Source organism: Haloarcula montana (assembly GCF_035666295.1).
Taxonomy (GTDB): Archaea; Halobacteriota; Halobacteria; order Halobacteriales; family Haloarculaceae; genus Haloarcula; species Haloarcula montana.
The window spans coordinates 1,006,611-1,031,124 of record NZ_CP142027.1 but is presented as its reverse complement, the minus strand read 5'-3'; the positions used below and the strand labels follow the sequence as shown (position 1 = coordinate 1,031,124).

Here is a 24,514-nt window from a genome sequence, read left to right as displayed (position 1 = left end):
GTACCGCAGGTGGGATATTTGCTGGTTTACGACACGACCTGTTCTCTCGTGTTGAACGTCCCGCTCTCGCGGTCGAACAAGTATGTCGACGGCTGTGCCACACAGCCGTTACTCCTATCCTCACCGTGAGGACTCGGAGTTATCTTCTGACGCATGTTTTCCGCCCCGTTGCAATCTGCATTCCCGACCAACTCACACGACTGGCACACGTACAGCCCACGGTGCTTGCGATTCGACTTCGTGTCGTCTCCACACCGTGAACACGTCTTCGAGGTGTTCCACTCGTTCTCTTTCAGCACCTCGACGCCACGAATCTCGCCTTTGTATTCGAGGTACTGGTAGATGCGGTCGAACGCCCAGTTATGCAACTTCTTGTTGCCAATCTTGCCCCAGTCTGAATCGCGCACGTCTTCGGGCCAACTCACCGCGAGCGTTCCAACATCGCGTTCGACACACTCTGTGATGATGGTGTCCGTGAGCGTATGGTAGAAGTGGGTTTCTCGTTCTGCAAGCTTTCTGCGTGCCCACATCGACTTCTCAGACGGCCCGTTCTCGCCCTCGGTGTCGTACTCGGCTCGCTTGAAGTAGTGCTTGTCTTCTTTGAGCGAGTTGCCGGGGTAGAGGACGTATTCGTCGGGGAACGCGACCGTGGCGATGTTCTTGATACCGAGGTCGATTCCCGCAACTTCGTCGCCTGCTGAGTCGTTCGTTTCGAGTTCGACCTTACAGACGAAGTGCAGTTCCCACTCGTCCCCGTTCCAGACTGCTCGAACGTTCTGCACCGAGTTGACTTCTGAGAGGTCTACGTCCGGGCGGGTCTGGTACTCGCAGAGCAGGAAGTCCGACCAATACTCCTTGAGGTTCGACCCCTTACTGAGCCGAACACGGTTGTTTTTGGGGTCGTGTTTGAAGCCGTCTGCTTTGAACGTGACCGTACTCTTTGGTCGGGTGTCGCCGTGTTTGCGGTAGCCGGGCGGATTCGCCTCGTCAAACTTGTGTCGCAGGTCGAACCATGACTGGAAAGCGTCGGAAAGTTCTTCGATGACTTTCTGACTGGATTGTGCGTTCAAGTCTTTCCAGCACGACTGGTTCTTCATATACGATTTCAGCACGCTCTCATCTGGGATTTCGCCGGTTGCGCCCCAGATTCGGTCGGCTGTCCATCGTGCGACGTTCCAAATTTTTGAGGCTGAATCACCGAGCGAGTCGAGGCCATCGCAGACCTGTCGGTGGTTCTGGATGGAACCAACGTAGGTGCGAGTGACCTGAATCGCCATACATAGCCTATGTAGACAAATATACTTAATGATTCGGATTAGCGTTGAATATCCGGGCAGAGTGTAGTCGGTGGACTGTGAGGGAATTGTCGGATTCACTCCCGCCGTAAACGGCGGAATTCTCTCCTCGCAGAAAGATAGGGTTCTGTCCTATAGGATTGTATCCTATAATATCGAAGGCGGATGGCGACGTCCTTGTTGATACTGACCCACGGCGCAGGCTACCACCACCGCCACGAGTGGACTGACGGCGAGGAACAGGTGACAGGCATCGAATTCACCGATCTCGAACGCCATCTTGCCAGATTCCGAATCGAGGTGTCCGAGTATGACCACCAAGCCCTCGCTGACGCACTGGACCGGAACTACGCCGATGTGCACGGCGACGTGCAAGTGCTCGCCGAGCATCATATCGTCTACTTCGACACCGACGGTCGCGCCAAGCGTCCCGTCATTCCGTACGACCGCGTCCGCGTCGATATCGAAGTGACCGGCGGCCCCGCTGGCGAGCGTGCCCCCGTCTGAGTGACCCGATGCCCCAAAGCGCCTTGGAAGTGGGCGACTGGAGGGGCTGATTCAGAGCGTTAGCAATTTAGCCACAAGCGGCGTAGCGAGGGTAACAGTTCATCATCGCCACCAGTAGCCGGTAGCCTGCCATCGGTCAAAAATCCCACATCGACCAGCAGAACCGATGTGGACCGACAGACCCGCAAACACATTCAACTGCTTCGTCCGAGACCACAATCGCAGTGTAGCTGAGTTCAGCAAACTCTACTCTCTGCCAGACAACCAGTATTATCTCTCTCAGAGACCGCTCCAATTGTAGTTTCACGCAAAATTTTTTAACTGACACCCGATCAAGTACCCTCAATGAAAGACGGATACGATCTCCCTGCAGATGCGCCGGGTCAGTACATGCTGCTTCGAGCCGACGAGCGTCTCTCGAAGGCGTACTTTCCGGACAAACTCCCGCCGACACTCGAACTGTCCAGCGCTGTCGTCGACGAAGTGGCCAGGGCGATGTGGGTTCTCGGTCGGTTGGAGGGGCTCGGCAGTGAGATCGACAACCCTGGCGCTGTGTTCAGTTCGTTCGTCTACAAGGAAGCCGAGCAGTCGTCCCAGGTGGAAGGAACGGCAGTGACAGTGTCTGACCTCTACCGGTACGATGTCGACAAACTCCAGATTCGGGAGACGGTCGAGAGCGACCACGAAGCCGATGTCAGGGAAGCGCGAAACTACATCACCGCACTGGACGACGCGATCTCGTTTCTCCAGACCGCTGGCATCGAACGGGAGAGTCTCACTGTCGAGCTCATCACGTCGCTCCACGAGCGGTTGCTCGTCAAAGGCCGATCGGATGGAGATGACCCACTACCCGGAGAGTTTCGACCGGGATACGCCGTGATCGAAGAACAGGGACCGCAGGGAATCGGGAATCGGGTTCGGTTCGTTCCCCCGAAACCGGAGATGGTACCCGGGCTTGTCGACGATCTTGAACGGTTCGTCCAGCAGGGGTCTGAGTGGCCGGCGCTGGTCGATATCGCGATCGCTCACTACCAGTTCGAGACGATCCACCCGTTCAAAGATGGGAACGGGCGGGTCGGGCGACTACTCGTCGTGCTCATGCTGGTTTCGAGTGGTGTCCTCCACTATCCGATGCTCTACCTCAGTTCGTATATCGAACGCCACCGGACTGAATATGCCGATCGATTGCTCGCCGTCAGTGAAGAGGGTGCCTGGGACGAGTGGCTACAGTTCTTCGTTCGAGGAATCCGCGAGCAGGCAGTAGAAGCGTTCGTCCGTGCGAAACTGCTCGTCGACAAGCGTAACGACTACGAGTCTCGCTATGCCGATGCAGCGAAATCCGTCCGCCGTCTCTCACTCGCGCTGTTCGAGGATCCGTATATCACTGTCCGAGAAGCCAGCGATCGTATCGATGTCGTGTATCAGACTGCAAACAACGCTATCGAGACACTCGAATCGGACGGCGTCGTCGAAGAAATAACTGGCAACCAACAGAATCGTGTCTTCAGGGCGGCGGAAATCATGGATATTGTCGAGCGGCCTGCAAACGCGCTGCCGAATCCAGACGAACTGGTCGATATCGAGCAGGCATGGACGTTGCCGGAGAAATAACCTCAAGACGTTTCGAGTCGCCTGATCGCCTCCTCGTACCGTTCGGCGTATGGCCCAACGGCATCGGAACGACGTTCTGAGAGTTCCGAGATGATGTCGCGCCGCTCCTCCCCAGTTATCTCGGCCTGTTGCAGACACTCGACCCACCCGTCGAGTGCCCGCTGGAACGCCTGCGCATAGTGGTCGTATGCCGCGTCGATGACCCCTTCGTTGGCTTCGATACCCTCGGCAATCGCCCGATAGACGGTCGCCGCTGCACGGTATTGATCGCGCTCCCGGTACTGCTCGCCCTGCTCGAAGACATCCGAGAAATCGATGGCTTCCGTGACCACGGGGTACTCAGTCGTGTGTTCGTCGAACAGCTCGTCGACTTCCGCGCGATACTCCCCGACGGATGGATCTGCGTCACCGAACCGTACCCGAAACCGATCACGGAGGTCGGGGGTACGGGCGAGTTCCGCCCGGAGGAAACTCCGGAGTTCGTCGTCTGACGTGTCGTCGAGAAGCTCGTTGATCTGGTCGCGTTCGTCGGCCGGTGGGTCCTCGTTCGTTTCCAGTAGGACAGCGACGACGTGTTTGCACACACCCGGTCCGGTATAGGGACACGTACAGGTCGCCTCGAACGCCTCGGTCGACAGGTCGATCGCCACGTCGTACGGTTTCGATCCGCGAACGTCGGCGGTAATGTGCTCGCCAAACCGGGACAGGCGACTTACTCGCCCCTCGTCCTGGTAGTTCTGTCCGCGCTCGAAGACAGCCTCCGTACAACGCTGGCGGATTCCCGACTCGTCGATTCGCATGACGGATAGAGGACAGGAAGTTCGTCTACTCGCTCGCGGCGAGGTTCTTCGCAGCCAGTTCCGGGTCGACTTCGCCTTGCAGCCGTTCCTCGGCCTGGTCGCGATCCTCTGGGTAGCCGATGTCGTTTCGCCAGCCATCCATCCGGATGGCGTCGATAGTCCGGCCCGAGTGCAGAAGGAGATCGACGGCGTCGCTGATCTCGTATTCGCCGCGGTTGGAGGGCTGGACGAGGTGGCAGGCGTGGAAGATCGCCGGCGTGAACGTATAGAAGCCGGTCATCACGAGGTTCGACGGCGGGTCTTCGGGTTTCTCGACGACCTCGGTGATCTCGCCGTACTTGTTGGTGTCACAGACGCCGTAGCGGGAGGCCTCCTCCCACGGGACCTCCTCGACGAGGAAGGCGGCATCGGCGCGGTCCTCGCGCTGTCGGTTGACGACGTCCGCGAGGTTCGCCTCGAAGATGTTGTCGCCCAGCATCAGCATGAAGTCCTCGTCGATTTCGTCTTCGACGGTCAGCAGGGCGTGGGCCAGTCCATTCTGTTCGCGCTGGTGGGTGTAGGTGATCGGGACGCCTTCGAACTCGTCCTCGAAGTGGTTGATGATGACCTGTTTCTTGTACCCGACGACGACGAGCAACTCGTCGGCGCCGAGTTCGATGAGTTTCTCGAAACAGTGTGTGAGGATGGGTTTCCCGGCGACCTCGACCATGCCCTTGGGCTTGTCTTCGGTGAGCGGGCGGAGTCGAGTTCCCTCGCCGGCGGCGAGTACGACAGCTTTCATACTAGCGTGGTACCTTGTCCGGGGGGTAAAGTCTTTGTCTCTGTAATATTGTCGCGGTGATCTTTGATCGACCACCTCACGAGTTTTGCTGTCTGGCCTCGTAAAAATGTATTACAAAATTGAAGTATTACTGTATCTATAAATCACACATGAGCGACGCAGAGGATGGTAAAACTGTCACCGTCACAAGCAAAGGGCAAGCGACCATCCCCAAAGAGTTTCGCGACAAACTCCACATCGACACACCGGACCGTGTCCGGTTCATCGAGACCGAGGACGGTGAGGTCGTGGTTCGCCCAGTCAAGCGCCCGTCCGAACTGCGGGGCGCACTTGCAGCCGGGGAAGCGGATCGTGCGCAATCGGCCACCGAACAACTCCGCGCAGAGCGGCAGCGAGACAAGAACACGACTGATGAAAAGTACGGTATTTCGGATACATGACTGTCGTCTTTGATGCCGAGCCACTACTTGTCTTCTCGTTTGGCGAGCCGGGCGCAGGTGAGGTCGAACGCTGGCTCGATCGCGTATACGACGGGGATATCGACCGATACATCTCTACGCTCAACCTCGCTGAATTCCGATACATCGCCATTCGGAACACGTCTGTAGACCAGGCCGACGCCCATATTGATAATCTCCGAGATATGGGGATGAATGAGTACGAAATCGATGCTCTCTAGGAAACTGCCTCGGCGTTGAAAGCCACGTACAGTCCGTCTATTGGTGATGCATACGCCGTCGCTACCGCCAAAGCCCTCGACAACGTGCGGAGCAGAACGTAACCCTACTGGTTGGTGCTGACGACGACTACGACGCCTTCGAGGACGAAGCGGGGTTCGAGCACCTCATCGAACGCTTCAGAGACGACCCTGCCTCAAGTGGGCGTTCCCGCTACCGGCTTGGCACGCCACCAGCATCGGGTAGTACTCTGTTGCGCCTGGGGACCGCGTGAACAGAAGAGCGTATATATCACCACGGTACAATCCCTTCGCGTGACTGGCACCGAGACAGACCGTGGACGGTTTGCCGTCCTCGTACTCGTCGGCGTCACTATTGCTCTGTTACTCGTCGGGACGGTCGTCGGTGCCATTCTCCCTGGGGCGGCAATCGGAGCCGCCACAGAGGACAACACCTCGCACGCTGACCCTGACGGTGTCCAGAGCGAGCGGGATCTGAGTGCGACAGAACGCCGAATGGCCGAGCAGTTGGCGGAACGCGCTCGGAGCGGCTCGCTGAACATCAGCCGAGAGCAAGCTAGCCAAGCTCGTGAGTCGCTGAACGGGTCGGAGTACGAGGCGTTACTGGACCGATACGCGGACGTCGCCGAAGAGACTGGCCAGACGGAGAAGGCGATGGCGTTCCGTGCAGTCAAATCAGACCAGGCGGCGCTTGCGGCTGCTATCGAGCGGTACTGGACTACGTACGACTGGTACCGCGCGCTCGCAGACGGGACGACAACGCGCCAGCAACGGATTCGGATGGTGCGTCGCTCTGATGGGTTGCCGATGACCGAGCTGGCGACTGCACGCATTCTCGAACGGGAGTGGCAGCGTGTCGACCGTCGACACGAGGCGGTCGTCGACTCGAACCAGCAACTCGCAAACGTAACCAGCCAGAACGCGACCGAACTCGGGTCGATCAATCAGTCGGTTCGGGAGGTCAACACGACACAGCAGACTGTCCGTGACGAACAGTTCACACCGACTCGGTTGTCCGTTTCGACAACCGACAGTGAGGCCTCCTTCACAGAGCCACTCAGGGTCAACGGCACAGTCTCGCTTGACACCGGTGAACCAATCGCGAACCAACAGCTCCGATTCGGTGTCGGCAACCAGACCCTCAACACGACGACAGACCCGAACGGACGATTCAATCTGACGTATCGGCCGACGACGATCCCCGCCAACACGACGACCGTCTCGGTCCGATATCTCCCCTCGAACGAGTCGGTCTACCTCGGCTCGGCTGTCCAGGTCGATGTTGACATCCAACCAGTGCAACCGTTGGTCTTCGTCGATGCGCAGCCGCAACGTCGTGCGTACAACGAGACGGTCAATATCTCCGGCCGTGTCGGGGAGCAGGCGGGCGCTGCGAACGTCTCGTATCTGGTACTGGTCGACGGACAACCGACCGTCCGGAACGAGACCGACGGGCGAGGGCGGTATCACGAGAGCATCACTGTCCCCGCATCGGTCCCCGACGGGGAACGGACGGTTCGCGTCCTCGTCCCCTTCGAGGACCAGGCCCTGCTGTCTGCCAACGGGTCGGCGCCGCTGACTGTTACGGAGACACGAACTGCGCTGTCGTCGTCGGCCACCCACGTATCCGATCGGACGATCCGCGTCGGTGGCACTCTCACCACGGAGGACGGTGACCCGGTCCCGGCTCAACAGGTCAGTATCAGGGTAAACGAAACGACGCTGGGGACGGCATCGACGGGTCGGAACGGTGGGTTCGAACAGACGTTCACACTCCCGGCTGAGGTCGGGACTGGCGGCCCGTTCGAGTCACTCGTCGGGCTCACGATCACTGTCGAGTACAGCGGGACGACGACGAATCTCCGTGGGGCGACTACCACCGATAGCGTGACGATTCCAACGACGCCGGTTGGACTGTGGGCGGCTGGTGGGTTCGGTGTACTCCTCCTGCTTGGCCTCGGAGTTGTTGTCGGCCGTCGGCTCCTCGAACGACGGCGTTCGGCTGTCTCGGATGGCCAGTCTGGGCGTGAGACACCGTCGTTCGGTACCGAGCCAGATCCGACTGTACAGTCGACGACACTCCTCGAAACCGCCCGAGATCGGCTCGCGGCGGACGCACCCGAAGCAGCCGCCGGTCTCGCTTATCTCGCGCTCCGCCGACAGTTCGCACAACGTGTCGGACACGACACCAGTGCGACGCCCTGGGAGTTCTACAGCCGGTGTCAGGATCTCGCCGGGATGGACGAAACGGATATCGCCTTACTCAGACGGGTCACGGAACTGTACGAACAGGTGCAGTTCGCGTCCACATCACAGCGAGAGGCGACCGAAGCGGTCCGGGAACTCATCGAGTCGGTCGAACAGGCGGGCGACGCGACTGGGTCATCGCCAGCGGGGGACTGAGATATCACCTCGTATCCGTTCGCCAGAATCGATCACGAATCGCGGTCCGGAACGCCGACAGCATCGGGTAGCCGTCAAGTATCCATAGTATTGCTGCGAGTGCGACTAAGCCGAACTCGAAGGTAACCGTCGAATCCAGCGCCAAGTTCTGGAAGTGTGCGAGGAAGCTCTGTTCTGTCTCGTATTCGGGCATCGGGAGCACCGGCCACAGCAGGTACGTCAGATCTGCGAACTCTCCATCGATCGCTGCATACAGCCCATCCGAGAGGGTGTGCGAGAGATACCCGATCAAGAAGGCGACGCCGAGCGGTCTCTGTCGATAGTGACGCGCGACGTACAGTACTGCGACGCCGACGACAGCGAACGTCAGTAGTGAATGAGCGAGCGTCCGGCCGCCCGGCAGGATACCGAGTGTCCACCCGAGGGGCTTGTCGACGAGATCCGGGAACTGCGTTCCGATCGCGAGCGCAACGACCGCCACCGCGGTCGGTCGCCGTCCGTCGCGACGGACGTACAACGAGTACGCGATGTACCCGACCGCTGCGTGTCCCCAGGGCCACATACGAGTCGAGTTCGTCGGGGACCGCTTGGGTCTGTCGCTTCCGATATGTCGACACCTTCTAAGGGTTCGGTCGGCAACCTCGCGACAATGACTACCCGGCGCCGCCAGCAGTTCGTCCACGGGCAAGCCCTCTGGATGCTCGGGACAGTGCTGGTCCTGGCGGCGCTGAACGCGTTGACGCTGGATCTGTTCTTCGTCGTCACGCTCATCGGTTTTCTCGTCGTCGTCGAACTCACGGCGCCGATCAACGTCACCCCACGCTGGCGTGGCCGTCTGAAGTGGCTGATCCTGCTTGGCTTGCTGGGCTTCGGATATATCGTCATTAGACGTATCCTCGATATTCTACCTTCGGGGCTGATATAGATGGACTGGACAGACTACCCGCGGGTAGCCCTCGTCGTCTTGCTGGTGTTGACCAACCTCGGACTGGTCGTCGCGATGAGTACCTCCGGCGTCGCCTACGGCCCCTACAACGCCGACTGGAACGGCGGTGCAGAACTCCGTGAGACGACGCAGGCCGCAGGTGCGGCCCCACAGTTGGCTCGGACGACCGATCCGTACATCGAGACACGGGGTGAGGGTGTCGCATTCATTCTCGCACCGACGACCGAGTACAACGCGCGGGACGCCGCCCGCGTGCGACAGTTCGCGTCGAGCGGCGGGACTGTCGTCGTCGCTGGTGAGAACGGATCGCCGAACGCGACGAACCGACTGCTTGCCGGGTTGGATGTCGAGACGCGACTGAACGGGACACTCGTCCTGGACGAACAGAACAACTACCGGAACGCGTCGCTCCCGGTGGCGACGAACGTCTCCGACCACCCGCTCGTCGCTGAAACCGACGGGCTCACTTTGAACCGAGGGACCGTCCTCGATGTCCCCGACAGGGAGTTCGGAACGGACCAGCGCGACGTGCAGGTGCTCGTCCGAACGACCGAGGCGTCCTACCTCGATCGCAACCGCAACTATACGCTCGACGACGAGGAACCGATCGGCTCGTATCCCGTTGCGACGGTCGAACCGGTCGGTCAGGGCCGTGTCGTCGTCGTCAGCGACGCGAGCGTCTTCACGAACTCGATGCTCGACCGTGAGGGGAACGCAGCGTTCGTCCGTGGCGTGAGTCAGAACGCGTCGGTAGCGCTGCTCGACTACTCGCACCGACCGCCGCTGCCGCCGCTGACCTACGCGTTACTCGTCGTCCGTGGAACTCCAGGATTGCAGGCCCTCATCGCGACGTTGGCGCTGGCCGCGATCGCACTGTGGTCACGGCGGCCGTCGATACCGATCCCTGCGACGCTCGATCGGATACGGGGTTCGGAGCCACCCGAGACGACAGACAGTCTCAGTGAGTCCGATATCGTTGCGTACATCCGCGATCGCCACCCGGAGTGGGATACCGACCGCGTCGAGCGCGTGTCGCAACACATTATACGCCGGCGAGACGAATCAGAGTAGATGACCGACCCTGCCGCCCTCTACGCTGATATCCGTGACGAGATGCGCCAGGTCCTCATCGGGAAGGAGACGCTGGTCAAGGGCCTGACGATCGCTATCCTGACCGACGGCCACGTGCTCTTGGAAGGCGTCCCCGGTGTCGCCAAAACGACCGTCGCCAACCTGTTCGCCGAAGTCACCGGGTTCGACTACAACCGGATCCAGATGACCCCCGACATCCTGCCCGCGGACATCACCGGCACGTCGATCTATCGTGAACAAACTGGCGAGTTCGACCTCCAGAAGGGGCCGGTGTTCGCAAACGTCGTCGTCGCCGACGAGATCAACCGCGCGACGCCGAAGACCCAATCCGCGCTACTGGAGGCGATGCAGGAACGGACTGTCTCGATCGAGAGCGAGACGCTTGACCTCCCGGACCCGTTTATGGTTGTCGCAACCCAGAACCCGATCGAGATGGAGGGGACCTACGAACTCCCGGAAGCGCAGCGCGACCGCTTCCAGTTAAAACTCACCGCGGATATCCCCGAGCGCGACGAGGAAGCGGAACTGCTGGACCGGTTCGACCGACAGCCCGATCTTGACCCGTCGAAAGTTACGCAGGTCGTCGACAGCGAGGCGATAGCCGAAGCACGGGACGTGGCCTCGAACGTGTATATCGACCAGACAGTCAAGGAGTACATCCTCGACATCGTCGCCGAGACCCGCGAGAGTCCGGATCTCAGCCACGGTGCCTCTCCACGGGCATCGCTTGCCTTCCTCGATACCAGCAAGACCCGTGCGGCGATCGAGGGCCGTGACTACGTCATCCCTGACGACGTGAAGTCGCTGGCCGTCGCGATCCTTGCGCACCGGGTCGGACTGAGTACCGACGCCGAACTGAGTGATCGGACGACCCGCGAGGTCATCACGGATATCGTCGGCCGTGTCGAACCGCCTGGGAGTGGCTTCGATGCCGCAGAAGAAACCGAGGCAGCGACAGCTGACGGCGGACAGTTGGAAGACGAGTTCGCAGAAAAATAGTCAGGCAGTCGACTCTGGTGCGTCGGTCTGCTCGTCGTTCTCGCTGTTCTCGTCCCATCGTAGCGTCACCCGATAGTCGTTCTGTCCGTCGGGTGTCGGTTCGACGTCGGCGGTGACAGGTTTGTTCAGTCGTCGCGCCAGTGAGCACGCGAGAAATGAGACGACCGGGTGGTCGAATCGATCCGGACGGCCCATGGTACTTCCCGAGATCGCGACTGTGACACGACCGCCAGCCGGATCGACGTCTGCCGTAGCTGTCTCGACCAGTTCGAACTGCTCAATTAGCGCGTCGGTCGTCTGTGTTGCTACCCGCTCCGGGTTATCGTCGGGGTCGCCAGTGACGGCCCGCTCGAACTCGTCGGCGAGACCGTCGCCTGTTGGTTCCAGCGCAACGCCACGGGTCCCGGTGTCACTGGTCACGACGAACACGTCTTCGAGGTCATCTGCGCCGGGCACCTCGTACTCCTCGTGCTGTGGGACGAACAGATGGACATTCTGTGACGTAGGCACGTACACGCGTGTCTCGCGGAGTCCGAGCTCGGCGACCATACTGCTCTCGTTGTCGGCGAGCGCGGTATACACCGTCTCCCCCAACGAGGCCGGCAGGAACTGTTCGGGCGCGAGATAGTACGTCAACAGACCGAGGAACGCACCTGTCCCAGCGAGCGCGAACAGGACGGTCTGTGCCGCCGGAAACAGGAGCCCACCGAGTGCTGCAACGGCACCCAGGCCAGCGAGCGAGAGGGCCGTCCGACGATAGCGTGTTTGCCGTGCGCGGGCGTACTCCTCACGGAGGCGCTGGTTCTCCTCTTCGAGGAGTTCGAGACGAGTCCGGAGTGCCTCAGGGTCGGGTCCATCGTTGCGCTGGCTGTCGTCGGTCGACGACTCTCGTTGTGCTTCGGCCGAGTCACTGCTACTCATCGGCTGCCTCCACGAGATCGAGCATGACCAGCTCGTAGCGGTGCAGCCCGTAACTCACGAGTGCCAGTACTGAAACAACGACGAGCGTCGCTAACAGGAGATCTGTCTCGAGTACGATCAGCGCAACCGTGCCACTCGTCACGACCGCGTACAGCACGGCACTGACAGCGAGCGGGCGGCCGATTCCCTCACCCAGGGCGGTAGTGCCGACCACGGCCAACAGTCCAATTCCCTCGATGAGCGCAACGGTCTGGAGGGGCGGAAATTCGGGGAGAACGGCCAGCGAACCGATATGGATGGCAGCGACCGCTCCGACAGCGAGAACGGGCGGAGCGAACCCGCCGATTGAGCCGGTCTCTCTCGTCTGTGCCATTATCCGTTGTGGCGTCGTTCGGCGTGTTACGTCTTCTGTTTCTCGATGCGGTCGGTACCTCGAATGGATCGCGTTCTGGAGTGTCTGCCCGTTCTCATGCCCAGAGACAGGTTTAAATCCTGATCAGCGACTGGCAGACAGCACGGCATCGAGTCGGTCACCGGGACCGACCTCGAAGGCGGTGACGCGATCCAGTGCCGCCAACTCCTTGCGGAACGTCTCGAATTCGACGTAGCGCTCGTAGGCGTCATCGAGGTCTGCCAGCCCACCTGGTTCGAACAAGACGTCCGGCGCGAGAAAAACGACGACGTGATCGCCGTCGCTCCGGGCCAACTTGACCGTCTCACGTAGTGCAGTCTGGTCTCGGTCATCCGAGAACAGCAGTATCCACGATGTCCCATCCAGCCGTGAGAGGTACGTCTCGACCGTCTTGAACATACTGTCGCCTTCGATGCGTTTGACGTGTCCGCCAGTGTCTCGGAAAAACGGCTGGAGTGTCTGCCCGAATGCGGTACCGTCACCTGCTAACTGTGCTCCTACTTGCTGTACGTCACCCGGCCCTCGAGTGATTGTCCGTTCGTTGGTTGGTTTGTCAGTCTTCGTATGTATGTCGTATAGCGTATCCTGGATTGTTCGATACTGGTCCGTGTCCATCGATGGCGCGAACTCCGTGCTCAATCCTGCGCCATCGACGGTGTAGAGTCCGAGCGGGTCACCGTACTCGTTGGCCTGTGCCGCGAGCGCCAGGGCCACTTCTCTGAGATAATCGAGTTTCGTCTCCCCTGGCGGTCCCTCGCCGAACCGCTCGCGGTGGTCCATCAACAACACTGTCTGCCGGTCGGTCTCGACCTCGTGTTCGCGGACGTATGGTTCGTTGAGACGGGCCGTTGCTTTCCAGTCGATGTCCCCGGCGGAGTCACCAGCGACGTACTGGCGGAGTTCGGCGGGGTCCAGTCCCTCGCCGAGTTCGCCGGTCGCATGTTCGCCGAACGTCGCGATCGCCCGTTCGCCGCCTTGCCCGACGTGGAGCGAGCGGGTCGTGCGGGGTTCGACCGTTACCTGTGGGGTGGGGCCGCGCTGGAACCGCTCAGTGAAGAGTCCGTATGGGTCGGTGACTGCAACAGTTGGGGCGTCGAACGTCGACGTGCCGGCGACGGGCCACGATATCTCGAACGTCGTCTTTTCAGGATTACTCCCGGAGGGTTTGACACGCCGTTGGTCGGCTTGAGGGCCGTCGACGCTTGCCGGTAGCTCAGGTGTGACAGTTACCAACAGTGGTGTCTCGGCCGCAGTAACGCGGAGAGTCACCGGAATCGACTCACCCTCACGAACGTACTGCTGGGGGACAGAGAGGTCAACGGTGATACCGACATTGAGTCGGTGGAGTCGCCGGATGAAAATGTACTGAGCTGCGACGAGAACTGAGCCAACACCAACTGCACCGACAAGCAAGAGCGGTCGCTTGAATACCAGGGCTAGCATGGCGAGGGCGAGCGCGGTTGCAGCCAGCGTCCAGAACCGTCGGGTCACTCTCATCGGTTGTGGAGACGAGGATAGCGTAGTTGAAGCTAGCGGTCTCGAACCGGGAAAAGAGAATGTACGCTCTTATGATATAGTTATCAGAGAGTCAATGTAGCAGTGTTTAGTTGAACGTGAAACGGACGGAGTTCTTGATCTCTATCTCAGAAACCATCCACTTCAGTGGATATAATATGTGGGTTGAATAGGGTTTTTGGGGCGCGAGCGGACACTTGAGCCAGTGAAAGATCTGGTTATTCAATCTCACGGTGCAGGTCCTCGCTACTCGGTTTCACCGAACTACTCGACGCACTTGGCGTCTAACGGTCAAGGAAAGCCATCTATGATTAGGTCCAATAGACCGATTTTCAGCCAGAATCTGGGGCAGAGCCAAATCAGGTTACACTCAACGAAACAGTGACTCGGATCAACGATCAGTAATTTTGGCTGTATGCCGCCGTTATCAAGCTACAGACCTACTACTTCACGTCTGGCTGTTTGCGACGACCACCACTGCCATAACCGAGATATTTCTCCGCAAACCATGGCAGAGGTATAATCTCGAAACGTCCATATTTCTCGCCAATGGTACTTAAAAATCCCATACTGTACTGCAACGAACTTGGGTCCGATTCCAGACACGTTGCCACGGAAACCGGAGCGCTGTCGAGCGAATCTTTCGAGAGCCGAAGCGCCGAATCCTTTCGTCTTCGTACTTTTTCAGCCACGTCGAACCGAAATCAGTCGAAAGAAGTCTCCAGAGTTTCACTTACTGGCGCAATACTCCAAACTAAACACTACCCAGAGAGCATATCGTATCCCTTTTGTCCAACTCACACCTGAGTCTCAGTCAATGGACGACAAGTCCGACGGTCGCTACCCACTCCGATTTTTACTTCCGGGTCCGCTCAGGCGATTCCCTGCCGATTTGGCCGTAGCGGCCGTGATTCCTATCGTCACACTTCTCTGTGTGGTGGTACCCGGACTGAGCGCGACGCCGCTTCGAATTGTTTTCGGCATTCCTTCAGTACTGATTATACCCGGATACGTAGTGGTCGCGGCGCTCTTTCCCGGAGGAGATACTCTCTCGGCGAGTGCGGATCAGGCGACAGATACGAACAACGTTCGCATCGGGATGCTCGAACGCGGCGTGCTGTCGTTCGGTGGCAGTATCATCGTCGTCCCAACACTCGGGTTCGCCACGCAATTCACGCCGTGGGCGCTGGCACCACTGACGGTGTTCGCCGTTCTCACGCTCTTTACGCTACTGTTTACCGTCATCGCTGCTATCAGACGACAGTCCGTGCCGGCAGCGGACCGCTTTCGAGTGGAGTATCAGACGCGGATCCGGCGCGCACGGGCGACCGTTTCGACTCCAGCCAGTTCGACGGAGCGATTGCTTGACCTGCTCCTGATAGCAAGCGTGCTCTTTGCCTGCGCCGGACTCGTGTACGTCGCCATCGGTCCGATTCAGAGCAGTACGTCCTCCGAGTTCTACGTCGGCGAACGCGACGACGCGGGTGATCTTGTCACCGACGGCTACCCGAGGACGGTCGCTGTCGGGGAGAATTTCTCGGTCGTCGTCGGGGCACAGAACAATGAGCGGGAACCGATACAGTATACGGTGGTCGTTGAGGCCCAGCAGGTGACGTTCCGAGCGAACGACACCGTTGTCCTTGACGAGCGCGAGGTCGGGCGCTTCTCATCGCCGGTTGTCCGACACAACGAAAGCTGGGAACGTCGTCACACGTCCTCGTTTCGGACTGCTACAGACGACCTTCGGGTCACGTACCTGCTCTACCGTGGTGAGGCACCACCAAATCCGACCGTCGACAACGCGTACCGGACGGTACACCTGTGGATAACTGTCGAACCGTCGCCGTAGACGGCCCCGCCTTCGCTCACTTCAGAACGGCACGATAGAGATCAAGTAATGACTCTGTGTTCGTCGCCCACGAGTACTTCTCGTGACAAAGTTCACGGGTACGGCCCCTATCGACTTCGACGGTCTCTTCGATGACGTTTGTGATACCTTTTGCGAGCGCCGCTGGGTCGCCTGGCCGGACGACACTACCAATCGGCTCGCGTTCGATATCTGGCGCGACACCGACGATGTCCGTCGTCACTACTGGCGTCTCACAGGCCAGTGCCTCGAGTAGCACTAGCCCGAACCCCTCTTGTTTCGGTGATGTTGATGGGAGTACGAACGCGTCTGCGTTTGCGTACATGGCTCCGAGTTTGTCGCCGGGGATTCGACCGGGGAACTCCACGATGTCACCGATACCTCGCTCGGCCGCCACCGTTTCGTACTCACTCCGTAGTTCGCCGCCACCGCCCACGACCAACCGCAGATCCCTGTTGGTTCGGCTCACCGCGTGCTCGAACGCTTCGAGCAGTATATCGACTCCCTTGTAACGGTGTTTATCTGACAAAACGCCGAGAAAAAATAACGTCTCCACCTCCGGGCCGTATCCGTCGAGTTCGCTCTCGAAGTTCTCGCCACACGACGGTGTGAACCTATCAAGATCGACGCCCGGCTGGATTGTTGTCGTCTTCCCTACATACGTGTCCAGGTAGTTCGAGTGCTTAACGTAGGAGTTTCGGGTGACGACTATTCTGTCGGCCATGTGGAGTGTCGCCCGAAGCGCCGTCGCGTTGTACGCGTCGGCGACGTAACTCAGGTGGCCGGTGCTGGTGATGTCGTTGTGGTACGTGAGGATGGTCGGCACGTCGGCCAGTCGGCCGGCAACGGCGCTTAGGTCCGCACTCCAGGGGGTCGGCAAGTGGGTATGGAGCACGTCTGTCTCGGTGAGTTCGCGTTGTAGTGCCGGGATGAGGCCGGGAGTTATCTTCGTGCCGGCTATTTTCCCAATCGGCCGGAGTCGTTTGACCCTGATGCCGTTGATGTACTCCTCGTCTGGCTGGTCCCGATCTACCTTCGCACACAGGACCGTCACGTCGTGGCCCTTCGCTACGAGTTCGCGGCCGTAGTTGTAGACGTACGTCTCGACACCGCCGATGTGTGGATAGAACTGGACTGGCGTTTGAAGGATTTTCATTGCTATTGTAACTTTCGACGACGGTCGGCTAGTGTGAGCCTAGCTTTCGGTCGGGTAGTATAATCTCTTGCTTTCGCGTCTCCCGACGATGGACTGCCCGCTCGGTCGGCTACCGGCTAAGAACAGCGTCGAGGTCGGCGTCCTCCGTTTGATACGGTCCGGTTGCAAACGCTAACGTAATAACCCAGTGTGCACATCCTCCCGTAGGAACGTCTATGCTCGTCTCCTACGTGATTGCGACCTACAACCGCAGGGAGGAGTTAGAGCGTGTCTTGCCCTCTGTACTCTCGCAAGAGTACGAACCACTGGAGGTTATCATCGTCTGTAACAGCACCGATGATACCCCCGACCTGTTTGAGGGGGACGGACGGTTCGCCGACGACGACCGGATTCGGTACTATCACCGAGACGAGCGGATGGGCGTGACGGGTGCGCGGAACTTCGGCTATCGGAAGGCCGACGGGGACATTCTGGTGACTATCGACGACGACGCTGTCATTCCCGACCCTGACGCGACGGCCAGAATGGTCGAACTGTTTGAGCGAGACGAAGACACCGGTATCGCCGCCTTCAGAGTCGAGAACCACTACTCCGGGGAATTCGAGTTTCCGTACGGACAGAGCGAACTGGAGTCCCGACTCCCGTTCGTTCGTCCGTTGGTGGACTTGGACCTGCGCGAGGCGGAGGTACCGACGGAGACGACTGCGTATAAGGGGTGTGGGAACGCTATCCGTGCCAGTTTGTTTGAGGAAGTCGGGTACTATCCCGATGATTTTTTTTACGGGGTAGAAGAGATTGAACTCTCGTTTCGAGCCTTGGACGCCGGCTATCGGGTCATGTACTTGCCTTCGGTACGGGTAGTCCATCGGGAAGCGCCTGAGGGTCGACTTCCGGACACGGATATGCTGCAAGGGATACTCGAAAACCGGTTACGGACGGCTATTTGGCATCATCCGCTCCATTACCTCCTGTTCGAAACAATCCTCTGGAGCGGTAGGACGGTGTATCGAACCGGGAGCCTCCGTCCCGTGTTGTCGGCGTGGCAGACCATCGTCGGACAGTTCGGCTCGCTGTGGCGCGACCGAGATGTTCTCGACAGAGAGACAGTCGAATACATTCACGACTGCGGCGGGCGACTGTACTGACCCACTGGCGCGAAAGCCACTTCTACCCCTGTCTCAGATGTTGCCGAGATCGTCGAGTATCGTCTGCATCCGGTCTTCGAAAGTATGTCGTTCCAACACGGCCGCCCGTCCGCGCTCGGCAAACCGCCGTCGTTCCTCGTCGTGTTCGAGGTAGTAGTCGATTTTCTCCGCGAGGTCGTCCGTGTCAGTGTAACACGCGATTTCCTCGCCGACCTCGAATTCGCGCTCGATAGCAGGTTTCCGCTCGACGAGCTGGAACCCGCTCGCGCCGAGGATTTCCAGCGTCCGGTTGTTGAATCCCTTTCTGGACTGTTGCTGGTGGACGTTGAGACAGATTCGGCTCTCGTTGTATATTTCGTTTACCCGCTGTGGTGGGATGTCACGATTGACCACCGTGCTCTGGAGCGTCCGGTTCTGTATCTTGTACTCGTAGAGGAGAAACGGGTTGTAGCTGTTCCACTGCCGGCCCCAGATGGTAAACGACTTCTCGGGGTGTCGCTCTAGCACGTCGTTGAACACTCGCTTTCGTTTCGGCCAGAGACGCCCGACGAAACACATGTCTCGCTTCGTCTCGGACTCGTCCAATGGCTGGTACGTCTGTTCGTCGTACGCGTCCGGAAGAAACTTCGCGTCGATACCCCGCTCGCGGAGCGGTTCGATGTCCGACGGTTCGAAAGTGTAGAACTGGTCGTAGTGCTCGCCCGCAGCCAGCACCTTCCGGAAGCGCACGGCGCTGTCGTAACACCACATGACGACCGCCGCCCCGGCCTCGGACATCGCTTTTACTGTTTCCGGATGTACGAGGTGACCTTTGACTACCAGCACTACCTCGGGACGCTGGGACCGGACCCGCTTCAGGAGTTCCCGGTTGTACTCGTGGATACGGTCGGACATGAACTGGTACCGCATCTCCTCGACTGGCGCTTCCGACGCCGGACTGAGAAACTCGTACTCGACGGCGTCGCTGGCTATCCGGTCGTAGTAGAGCAACCGGAGCTTCGTCGGAATGCCCTCGTCGGGTTCGGGCATATTGAGCACGTCTACGTGGTGACCCAACCGTCGGAGCGCACCAGCCATCATCTCGTTGTAGCTGTGAAAGTCCGGACCAGTGAGCACGAAGCGGGCCATTTCGACTTCTACCTACAACACATCCGGGGCTGTGTTTAGCCATTTTGGTCCGCCGTAGCCGTCCGCGTGCGTTCACCGCTGCCTCGGCACGAAGTGGTACCTTGATTTACCCGACCCGCATAACTGTCAGTATGATTCCGGTCACACGACCCGATGTCGGCGATGAAGAACTCGACGCAGTCGGAGACGCACTTGAGACTGGCTGGATAGGTCTCGGCCCGAAGGTCGGGGAGTTCGAAGATGCGTTCCGTGGCCGATTCGGGTACGGCCACGCAATCGCCACGAACTCCTGTACGAACGCACTCGACCTCGCAATCAAGTCCAGCGACCTGACGGGGTCGGAGATACTCGTCCCGCCGATAACGTGGGTCTCGACCGCACACGTCGCTCGTTACAATGACTACGAGGTTGGCTGGGTCGACGTTGACCCCGAGACGCTTTGTATGGATCCAGAGTCGCTCACCGAGCGGATAAGCGACGACACTGCGGCAGTCATTCCGGTTCACTACGGGGGCCAGCCCGCCGAAATCGAGTCCATCGTCGACATCGCTCACGAGCACGATGCGCTCGTGATAGAGGACTGTGCTCACGCGCCCGGTGCACGCTACGAGGAGACGCCCGTCGGCGCTATCGGCGATGTCGGGTGTTTCAGCTTTCAGGCGACGAAACCGCTCACGACCGGCGAAGGTGGAATGCTCGTCACGGACGACGAGCAGCTTGCGACCCGCGCCCGCCGAAAGAGCAAACTCGGTGTGGACAAATCGACCCACGAACGCTCAGAGGAGGAGGGGTACTCCTGGTACTACGAGGTCACCGACGTTGGCTACAAGTATTTCATGCACGACATCTCGGCTGGCATCGGACTCGTCCAACTCGACCGCCTCCCGGAGACGCGCTCCCGTCGGCGTGAGATCGCGACTGTTTATAAAGAGGATTTCGAGCAACTAGACTGGATCACACCGCTCACGGATAAATCCCATGTCACCTCGGCCTGGTATAATTATACGGTTCTGGTCCCGCCAAAAGACCGAGAGGCCTTGATAGAACACCTTGACGACCACAATGTCGGTGCGACTGTCCACTACATGCCGCTATATAAGCACCCGGTCTTCGAGGGTCACAACCCGGACCTCAAAGCGACCGAGTCAACGTGGGAGCGTATCGTAACCCTCCCGATGGCGTCGACATTCTCACCGTCCGAAGTCTCTACGGTGGTTGACGCCGTCCGCTCTTTCCGTGACTGACCGGGCTCACCCGGTACTGTCGTACACCCGGTAAATTTCCACGTCGCCGTTGGCATACACTTTGTTCGCCGTCGGGTCAGCATTCAATCGCTCGAAATCGCTCGGCCTGAATCGTCGCCGCTCGTACCTGCCCGTCTTCACCCGTCTGTCCCGAATCGTCTGGACGTGGTAGCGGTCGCCAGCGTCGCCCAACGCAGCATCCGGGTAGCCGAATCTGAGCGGTGTGTTGTACCGCTGTGACACTGTCATCGCCGCTACCGATGGATGGTCGGTTTCGAGCATGAAGATGGGATCGACATACGAAAAGTAGCGGCCTGTCGAGCTACCTTTCAGTATGTCGGTCGTCCGGAGTTCGGTGTTCATATGGTCGGCGTGCCATTCATACCCTTCGACACCGCTCTCGGTGGCGTAGTTGTTTTCTACGAGCATCCATGGACCAGCGTGTGTGCCCGCGGTCGTGAGAAAGGCCCCACTTGAGAGCACCAGTCCCAGAATGAGGACAGTCGACAGCTGTACCGGTCGGCTCTGCCGCCGTCCCCACGAAACGATAGCGACTAACAGACAGCCTGCTAGAACCGGGGAGAGTATCGCCACGGGCCGAATCAGGCGTGTGACGTTGACCGCCGGGATTATCCCGACGACGAACTCGAAGACGGCCCAGACGCCACAGAGACCGACGGCGACGACGAACTCGACCGGCGGCAGACGGTCCCCGTCACTCGCTAGCCCGACGAACGCACTCAGCGCCGCCATCCCGCCGAGCAGCACCCACGGGCCGTAGTACCGGACGATGACACTGAGGACATCGAGCGGTCCGAAACCGTACGCGGAGAAGATCGCAAAGATACTCCCCGAAGACAGGTAGCTCCCGGAGCCCGACCCGCCGCCTGCAGTGTTCACGACCGTCTGGAGTAGCCCTTGGAGGCCGGCGACGAGGAAGACGATGAACCGGGAGTCAACGAGCCAGAGGTAGCCGACGATACCGCAGAGCGTTATCACGAGGACGAACTGGCTCTGTGGCCGACTGCTCCGGGTATCGAACAGCGACGATAGCCGTCCCGCCACCGGCATCGTGGCGACGATAGCCGTCGAGACGACACCGAGGATAATCGCCGGCATCGGGTGAAACGGCCAGATGGCCGCGTACACGCCAATTCCGACGAGGAGGTATCGCCTGTCTCGGGTTCGGCGGACCCGTGTGAGCAGATAGAGCGCCAGGGGAAATACGGTAAACAGCGAGAACGACGATGTCGAGAGCGCGAGCGCTCCGACCAGTGTCGCGGGAACCAACCCGTAGATGGCCCCCGGCGTCCACTGTCGACCGAGCAGTGCCGACAACGCCGTGACGTGCCAGAACAGGACCACCCGGAGGAGTTCGGCCACTGTCGCCGGTGCGAGTCCGGAACTCCCCGAGAGGACCGCTCCGAGTATGTGCATGAACGGGTACCGCTGCTGTGGTAGTTCCGGCAGGGAGTTCGTCTGGAGTATCGCTCGGATGTACCCGACATGTGACGCCTGGTCTCCCAGCGGGACCACGTACCCCAACAGGAGTGGCAACACCAGTACGAGCGAGTACAGCGCGACGAACGGGAGGAGTCGGTACACTGCCGACCGATACCGGCCGTGAAACAGCGACCAGACGGCGCTTCCGACCGACAGAAGAGTGAGCGCGACGCCGGCGACGAGCAACGCCACCGGGAGATGTCCGAAAACCGAGACGCGATAGCCGTCCGCGAACTGGGGGACGAAGAAGAGTCCGCCGCCGAGTGTGGTGAACGCCGTCGCCAGCGCCAGTTTGTCGCCTCGGTTCATCGAGTCGTTCGTATCAGACGTGCTTACCGACGGTCTAAACGCTTCGGATTTCCCGTCTTACCCAGTCGCTACTCGATTATCTCCTGTTTCCCGCTTTGATCACCGTAGATGTGCCACGAGAGGTCGGCTACGGCGTCGTCCGTTCCGTCTGGTTTCTCTTCATTTATCGAGTCGAAATCTTTCGAGTCGTAATAATCGAGAACAGATTCGAGATTATAGGGGTCCGAGTGATTCGATACCTGTTCCCAAATATTTCGGACGAGTATCAAGTCACAGGGGTTGTCCACTGTAAGGCGAACGTCCGGACGATTCAGCGCTTCGGGTGGTGTCATCCCGACAATATCGAACGACTCGGGATTTTCAGTGATAAAGGACGTGACCAGTTCGCTTCTGTGTCTGTCGTCGCCGAGTTTGTGTGCGCGCTCTAACGCACGCATCGAGATAACTTCGGCAAAAGAACCGAGCGGGAGATTACGCGGAACGGTGAGGTCGGCGTCCTTTCTGATGGTGGTCTCTATCTGTTCGTCTATCCCCTCGTGGTAAATAAACGGATTTTCCGTCGTAACTCTGACCGCGATATCGGCGTCAACAGATTTACCTGCAGCAATCACCCGGCCGAGTACGTTGACCTCGTCCCCGACGACGTATTCCAAGTCGAAATCCGCTGCAAATTCTTCGAACGCTGTTTTCGAGGGTGTATCGCTCACCGCGAGGACTATCTCGTCGATAGCATCTACTTCTCTGAGTTGTGCTATCTGATGAGCGAGAATAGATTTCTCGCCGACCAACTGCAGTGGTTTTCCGTATAGACGGGTTGATTCTGCACGACAGGCGAGAGTAGCAGCCACTGTGTACTCTACGTCGGTCGTACGAATGGGATTTTGGCGTTCGATAGTCTGTTTCACCGTCTTTCCAAGGACCTCGTCGAGATTGTTAAACGCCCTCTGTGGGGTTCCTTCGGGTCGTTTGAGGGCTACACCGTCCTCGGTGATGGTATCTCCCGCGTGTAACTCCTCTCTGGTGACCACACACTTTTTATGTTCACGTCGATATTCAAGTTCTGACTCTGACATTTGTAACGTATTCTCCCCGAGTGCCGTTTGTATCTCCTCTACGCGCTCCGCCATCGTTTCGAACGCGTCCGGTTCCAGCGACGAGTAGTAATCTAACCCTTCGCTAGAGCGGTCCAGCGTGGTGTGTATTTCGAGGAAGTCCGCACCTGATGCGACCGCCCACCCGGGAAGACGCGTCGCTGTATCTGTCCCGCCGTCGACGTGACTAGTGTATCCGACTGGATACTCGTCACCGAACTCTTCGACAAGATTTCGCAGCCGATGCAAATGAGCATCGGCTAACTTAGTTGGGTAGTTCTGGTACCCGTACATCAGTCCCAGAGGCGCGTCGGAGATGTCTTCGAACGACGAAATAATGTCCCTGATTTCGACCGGGGTCGCACCGCCGGCAGAGATGATTGTCGGTTTTCCATACTCGGCAACCTTCCCGATGAGTGGGCGATTCCCGATGTCGGAACTGTGGATTTTGAACCCGTCGACGCTCCCCTCCGGAATTCGATTTAACCCCTCCTCACCCAAAATATCTGCAAAAATATGTACATCGTTCTCGTGTGCCGCCTCAGCCATCTCACGTATGTCGTTGGTGGAGAGTGTCAGCTTCTGATACAACTCGTAGTTCTCGTGGCCCTCGACGGCCAAATCGTCCGCAGTAAACACCTGTATCTTCACAGCGTCTACCGACGTTGCGATACTGTTTATCATCTTCACGGCCAACTCTGGCTCTCCCTCGTGTGCGTTAGCCAACTCTCCAATAATATCTACGTCAGCGAGATTCACCCGGTTATAACCCATGGCTTAGGTGATAAGCCGTAGGATAAAAATACTCTGTGGTGTGTGATGCGAGCCTCTCTGTCCGAATCTGAGCGCTATCTCGAGTTTTCCCTTCGGTGAGAACGACAGCGAACGATGTCAGACTGTCCGGCTTGGAATCGAACCACGGCCGTACACCCCCTCGGACAATACACTGTACCATCACCCGACCACAGTCTCTCGACTTTGCTGTGGTCGTGTCGGTACAAGATCACTCGGAAACGCGGGGTCTGCTAATGAGGTACGCGAGCACGGCGGTCTACCGAACAACGCAGAATCAACCCCACGGCAGTCGAACAG

The 24,514-nt window shown here is 59.1% G+C and carries 22 protein-coding genes and 1 pseudogene; 12 read left to right on the top strand and 11 right to left on the bottom strand.

Going from position 1 to position 24,514, the window contains the following annotated elements:
- Window positions 1–26 precede the first annotated feature (26 nt).
- Window positions 27–1,277: an RNA-guided endonuclease InsQ/TnpB family protein gene (locus tag VJ109_RS05350; RefSeq protein ID WP_324759523.1), complete on the bottom strand. Its 1,251-nt coding sequence runs from the start codon at window positions 1,275–1,277 to the stop codon at window positions 27–29.
- 183 nt (window positions 1,278–1,460) lie between these two features.
- On the opposite strand from VJ109_RS05350, the gene VJ109_RS05345 reads away from it, so the two are divergent.
- A complete protein-coding gene (locus tag VJ109_RS05345) occupies window positions 1,461–1,802 on the top strand; it encodes an HVO_A0114 family putative DNA-binding protein (protein WP_324759625.1) in 342 nt (113 codons plus the stop codon).
- A gap of 345 nt (window positions 1,803–2,147) precedes the next feature.
- A complete protein-coding gene (locus VJ109_RS05340; RefSeq protein WP_324759624.1) occupies window positions 2,148–3,413 on the top strand; it encodes a Fic family protein in 1,266 nt (421 codons plus the stop codon).
- Between the two features lie 2 nt (window positions 3,414–3,415).
- Here the strand turns inward: VJ109_RS05340 and VJ109_RS05335 are convergent, their stop codons facing one another.
- Together VJ109_RS05335 and aglF are read right to left on the bottom strand one after the other, a co-directional pair.
- Window positions 3,416–4,213 (bottom strand): SWIM zinc finger family protein, encoded by a 798-nt coding sequence (locus VJ109_RS05335; protein ID WP_324759622.1) that lies wholly within the window; start codon window positions 4,211–4,213, stop codon window positions 3,416–3,418.
- 25 nt (window positions 4,214–4,238) lie between these two features.
- On the bottom strand, window positions 4,239–4,994 hold the full coding sequence (gene aglF / locus VJ109_RS05330) for a UTP--glucose-1-phosphate uridylyltransferase AglF (protein ID WP_324759620.1): 756 nt from the start codon (window positions 4,992–4,994) through the stop codon (window positions 4,239–4,241).
- A gap of 149 nt (window positions 4,995–5,143) precedes the next feature.
- Here aglF and VJ109_RS05325 point away from each other — a divergent pair, with 149 nt between their 5' ends.
- The 3 genes from VJ109_RS05325 (at window position 5,144) to VJ109_RS05315 (ending at window position 8,094) form a co-directional block, all read left to right on the top strand.
- Window positions 5,144–5,434, top strand: coding sequence for an AbrB/MazE/SpoVT family DNA-binding domain-containing protein (locus tag VJ109_RS05325; RefSeq protein ID WP_324759618.1), 291 nt, complete (start codon window positions 5,144–5,146; stop codon window positions 5,432–5,434).
- Window positions 5,431–5,673, top strand: coding sequence for a hypothetical protein (locus tag VJ109_RS05320; protein ID WP_324759617.1), 243 nt, complete (start codon window positions 5,431–5,433; stop codon window positions 5,671–5,673). Before VJ109_RS05325 ends, VJ109_RS05320 begins: the two co-directional genes overlap by 4 nt.
- 312 nt (window positions 5,674–5,985) lie before the next feature.
- Complete coding sequence (locus VJ109_RS05315; RefSeq protein WP_324759616.1) at window positions 5,986–8,094, top strand: hypothetical protein; 2,109 nt, start codon at window positions 5,986–5,988, stop codon at window positions 8,092–8,094.
- Between the two features lie 4 nt (window positions 8,095–8,098).
- Here the strand turns inward: VJ109_RS05315 and VJ109_RS05310 are convergent, their stop codons facing one another.
- Window positions 8,099–8,656 carry a metal-dependent hydrolase gene (locus tag VJ109_RS05310; protein ID WP_324759614.1) on the bottom strand — a complete coding sequence of 186 codons (558 nt, stop codon included), beginning with the start codon at window positions 8,654–8,656 and terminating at the stop codon, window positions 8,099–8,101.
- Between the two features lie 87 nt (window positions 8,657–8,743).
- Between VJ109_RS05310 and VJ109_RS05305 the strand changes: the two genes are divergently transcribed.
- The 3 genes from VJ109_RS05305 to VJ109_RS05295 are packed head-to-tail and all read left to right on the top strand — an operon-like array spanning window position 8,744 to window position 11,131.
- Complete coding sequence (locus VJ109_RS05305) at window positions 8,744–9,019, top strand: DUF8044 family membrane protein (protein ID WP_324759613.1); 276 nt, start codon at window positions 8,744–8,746, stop codon at window positions 9,017–9,019.
- Entirely contained in the window at window positions 9,020–10,111 is a 1,092-nt protein-coding gene (locus VJ109_RS05300; RefSeq protein WP_324759611.1) for a DUF4350 domain-containing protein, read from the top strand.
- Entirely contained in the window at window positions 10,112–11,131 is a 1,020-nt protein-coding gene (locus VJ109_RS05295) for an AAA family ATPase (RefSeq protein ID WP_324759610.1), read from the top strand. It begins immediately after the preceding gene.
- Here the strand turns inward: VJ109_RS05295 and VJ109_RS05290 are convergent, their stop codons facing one another.
- The 3 genes from VJ109_RS05290 to VJ109_RS05280 all read right to left on the bottom strand — a co-directional run bounded on the left by VJ109_RS05290 (window position 11,132) and on the right by VJ109_RS05280 (window position 13,961).
- Window positions 11,132–12,052, bottom strand: a complete 921-nt coding sequence (locus VJ109_RS05290) for a DUF7982 domain-containing protein (protein ID WP_324759608.1) — start codon at window positions 12,050–12,052, stop codon at window positions 11,132–11,134.
- Entirely contained in the window at window positions 12,045–12,425 is a 381-nt protein-coding gene (locus tag VJ109_RS05285; protein ID WP_324759606.1) for a DUF8163 family membrane protein, read from the bottom strand. The genes VJ109_RS05290 and VJ109_RS05285 overlap by 8 nt, the downstream gene beginning before the upstream one ends.
- Before the next feature lie 123 nt (window positions 12,426–12,548).
- Window positions 12,549–13,961 (bottom strand): DUF58 domain-containing protein, encoded by a 1,413-nt coding sequence (locus tag VJ109_RS05280; protein WP_324759605.1) that lies wholly within the window; start codon window positions 13,959–13,961, stop codon window positions 12,549–12,551.
- A gap of 143 nt (window positions 13,962–14,104) precedes the next feature.
- Here VJ109_RS05280 and VJ109_RS05275 point away from each other — a divergent pair.
- Together VJ109_RS05275 and VJ109_RS05270 are read left to right on the top strand one after the other, a co-directional pair.
- Window positions 14,105–14,737: pseudogene (locus tag VJ109_RS05275) on the top strand (transposase domain-containing protein).
- Between the two features lie 59 nt (window positions 14,738–14,796).
- Window positions 14,797–15,828, top strand: a complete 1,032-nt coding sequence (locus VJ109_RS05270; RefSeq protein ID WP_324759603.1) for a DUF1616 domain-containing protein — start codon at window positions 14,797–14,799, stop codon at window positions 15,826–15,828.
- A 16-nt stretch (window positions 15,829–15,844) separates the two neighbouring features.
- On the opposite strand, the gene VJ109_RS05265 is transcribed toward VJ109_RS05270, so the two are convergent.
- Window positions 15,845–17,002, bottom strand: coding sequence for a glycosyltransferase family 4 protein (locus VJ109_RS05265; protein WP_324759601.1), 1,158 nt, complete (start codon window positions 17,000–17,002; stop codon window positions 15,845–15,847).
- Between the two features lie 215 nt (window positions 17,003–17,217).
- On the opposite strand from VJ109_RS05265, the gene VJ109_RS05260 reads away from it, so the two are divergent.
- Window positions 17,218–18,147 (top strand): glycosyltransferase family 2 protein, encoded by a 930-nt coding sequence (locus VJ109_RS05260; RefSeq protein ID WP_324759600.1) that lies wholly within the window; start codon window positions 17,218–17,220, stop codon window positions 18,145–18,147.
- A gap of 33 nt (window positions 18,148–18,180) precedes the next feature.
- Here VJ109_RS05260 and VJ109_RS05255 read toward each other — a convergent pair whose 3' ends face one another.
- Window positions 18,181–19,275, bottom strand: coding sequence for a CgeB family protein (locus VJ109_RS05255; protein WP_324759598.1), 1,095 nt, complete (start codon window positions 19,273–19,275; stop codon window positions 18,181–18,183).
- A gap of 131 nt (window positions 19,276–19,406) precedes the next feature.
- Here VJ109_RS05255 and VJ109_RS05250 point away from each other — a divergent pair, with 131 nt between their 5' ends.
- Complete coding sequence (locus VJ109_RS05250) at window positions 19,407–20,519, top strand: DegT/DnrJ/EryC1/StrS family aminotransferase (protein ID WP_324759597.1); 1,113 nt, start codon at window positions 19,407–19,409, stop codon at window positions 20,517–20,519.
- 6 nt (window positions 20,520–20,525) lie between these two features.
- On the opposite strand, the gene VJ109_RS05245 is transcribed toward VJ109_RS05250, so the two are convergent.
- The gene (locus tag VJ109_RS05245; RefSeq protein ID WP_324759596.1) at window positions 20,526–22,331 is read right to left on the bottom strand and encodes a hypothetical protein; all 1,806 of its coding nucleotides are present in this window, start codon (window positions 22,329–22,331) and stop codon (window positions 20,526–20,528) included.
- 68 nt (window positions 22,332–22,399) lie between these two features.
- Complete coding sequence (locus VJ109_RS05240; protein ID WP_324759594.1) at window positions 22,400–24,196, bottom strand: N-acetylneuraminate synthase family protein; 1,797 nt, start codon at window positions 24,194–24,196, stop codon at window positions 22,400–22,402.
- Window positions 24,197–24,514 lie beyond the last annotated feature (318 nt).

What these genes read in the sequence shown, in the direction of transcription:
- VJ109_RS05350 (WP_324759523.1), bottom strand. Translation starts at nt 1,277, where the DNA reads ATGGCGATTCAGGTCACTCGCACCTACGTTGGTTCCATCCAGAACCAC.
- VJ109_RS05345 (WP_324759625.1), top strand. Translation starts at nt 1,461, where the DNA reads ATGGCGACGTCCTTGTTGATACTGACCCACGGCGCAGGCTACCACCAC.
- VJ109_RS05340 (WP_324759624.1), top strand. Translation starts at nt 2,148, where the DNA reads ATGAAAGACGGATACGATCTCCCTGCAGATGCGCCGGGTCAGTACATG.
- VJ109_RS05335 (WP_324759622.1), bottom strand. Translation starts at nt 4,213, where the DNA reads ATGCGAATCGACGAGTCGGGAATCCGCCAGCGTTGTACGGAGGCTGTC.
- aglF (WP_324759620.1), bottom strand. Translation starts at nt 4,994, where the DNA reads ATGAAAGCTGTCGTACTCGCCGCCGGCGAGGGAACTCGACTCCGCCCG.
- VJ109_RS05325 (WP_324759618.1), top strand. Translation starts at nt 5,144, where the DNA reads ATGAGCGACGCAGAGGATGGTAAAACTGTCACCGTCACAAGCAAAGGG.
- VJ109_RS05320 (WP_324759617.1), top strand. Translation starts at nt 5,431, where the DNA reads ATGACTGTCGTCTTTGATGCCGAGCCACTACTTGTCTTCTCGTTTGGC.
- VJ109_RS05310 (WP_324759614.1), bottom strand. Translation starts at nt 8,656, where the DNA reads ATGTGGCCCTGGGGACACGCAGCGGTCGGGTACATCGCGTACTCGTTG.
- VJ109_RS05305 (WP_324759613.1), top strand. Translation starts at nt 8,744, where the DNA reads ATGACTACCCGGCGCCGCCAGCAGTTCGTCCACGGGCAAGCCCTCTGG.
- VJ109_RS05300 (WP_324759611.1), top strand. Translation starts at nt 9,020, where the DNA reads ATGGACTGGACAGACTACCCGCGGGTAGCCCTCGTCGTCTTGCTGGTG.
- VJ109_RS05295 (WP_324759610.1), top strand. Translation starts at nt 10,112, where the DNA reads ATGACCGACCCTGCCGCCCTCTACGCTGATATCCGTGACGAGATGCGC.
- VJ109_RS05290 (WP_324759608.1), bottom strand. Translation starts at nt 12,052, where the DNA reads ATGAGTAGCAGTGACTCGGCCGAAGCACAACGAGAGTCGTCGACCGAC.
- VJ109_RS05285 (WP_324759606.1), bottom strand. Translation starts at nt 12,425, where the DNA reads ATGGCACAGACGAGAGAGACCGGCTCAATCGGCGGGTTCGCTCCGCCC.
- VJ109_RS05280 (WP_324759605.1), bottom strand. Translation starts at nt 13,961, where the DNA reads ATGAGAGTGACCCGACGGTTCTGGACGCTGGCTGCAACCGCGCTCGCC.
- VJ109_RS05270 (WP_324759603.1), top strand. Translation starts at nt 14,797, where the DNA reads ATGGACGACAAGTCCGACGGTCGCTACCCACTCCGATTTTTACTTCCG.
- VJ109_RS05265 (WP_324759601.1), bottom strand. Translation starts at nt 17,002, where the DNA reads ATGAAAATCCTTCAAACGCCAGTCCAGTTCTATCCACACATCGGCGGT.
- VJ109_RS05260 (WP_324759600.1), top strand. Translation starts at nt 17,218, where the DNA reads ATGCTCGTCTCCTACGTGATTGCGACCTACAACCGCAGGGAGGAGTTA.
- VJ109_RS05255 (WP_324759598.1), bottom strand. Translation starts at nt 19,275, where the DNA reads ATGGCCCGCTTCGTGCTCACTGGTCCGGACTTTCACAGCTACAACGAG.
- VJ109_RS05250 (WP_324759597.1), top strand. Translation starts at nt 19,407, where the DNA reads ATGATTCCGGTCACACGACCCGATGTCGGCGATGAAGAACTCGACGCA.
- VJ109_RS05245 (WP_324759596.1), bottom strand. Translation starts at nt 22,331, where the DNA reads ATGAACCGAGGCGACAAACTGGCGCTGGCGACGGCGTTCACCACACTC.
- VJ109_RS05240 (WP_324759594.1), bottom strand. Translation starts at nt 24,196, where the DNA reads ATGGGTTATAACCGGGTGAATCTCGCTGACGTAGATATTATTGGAGAG.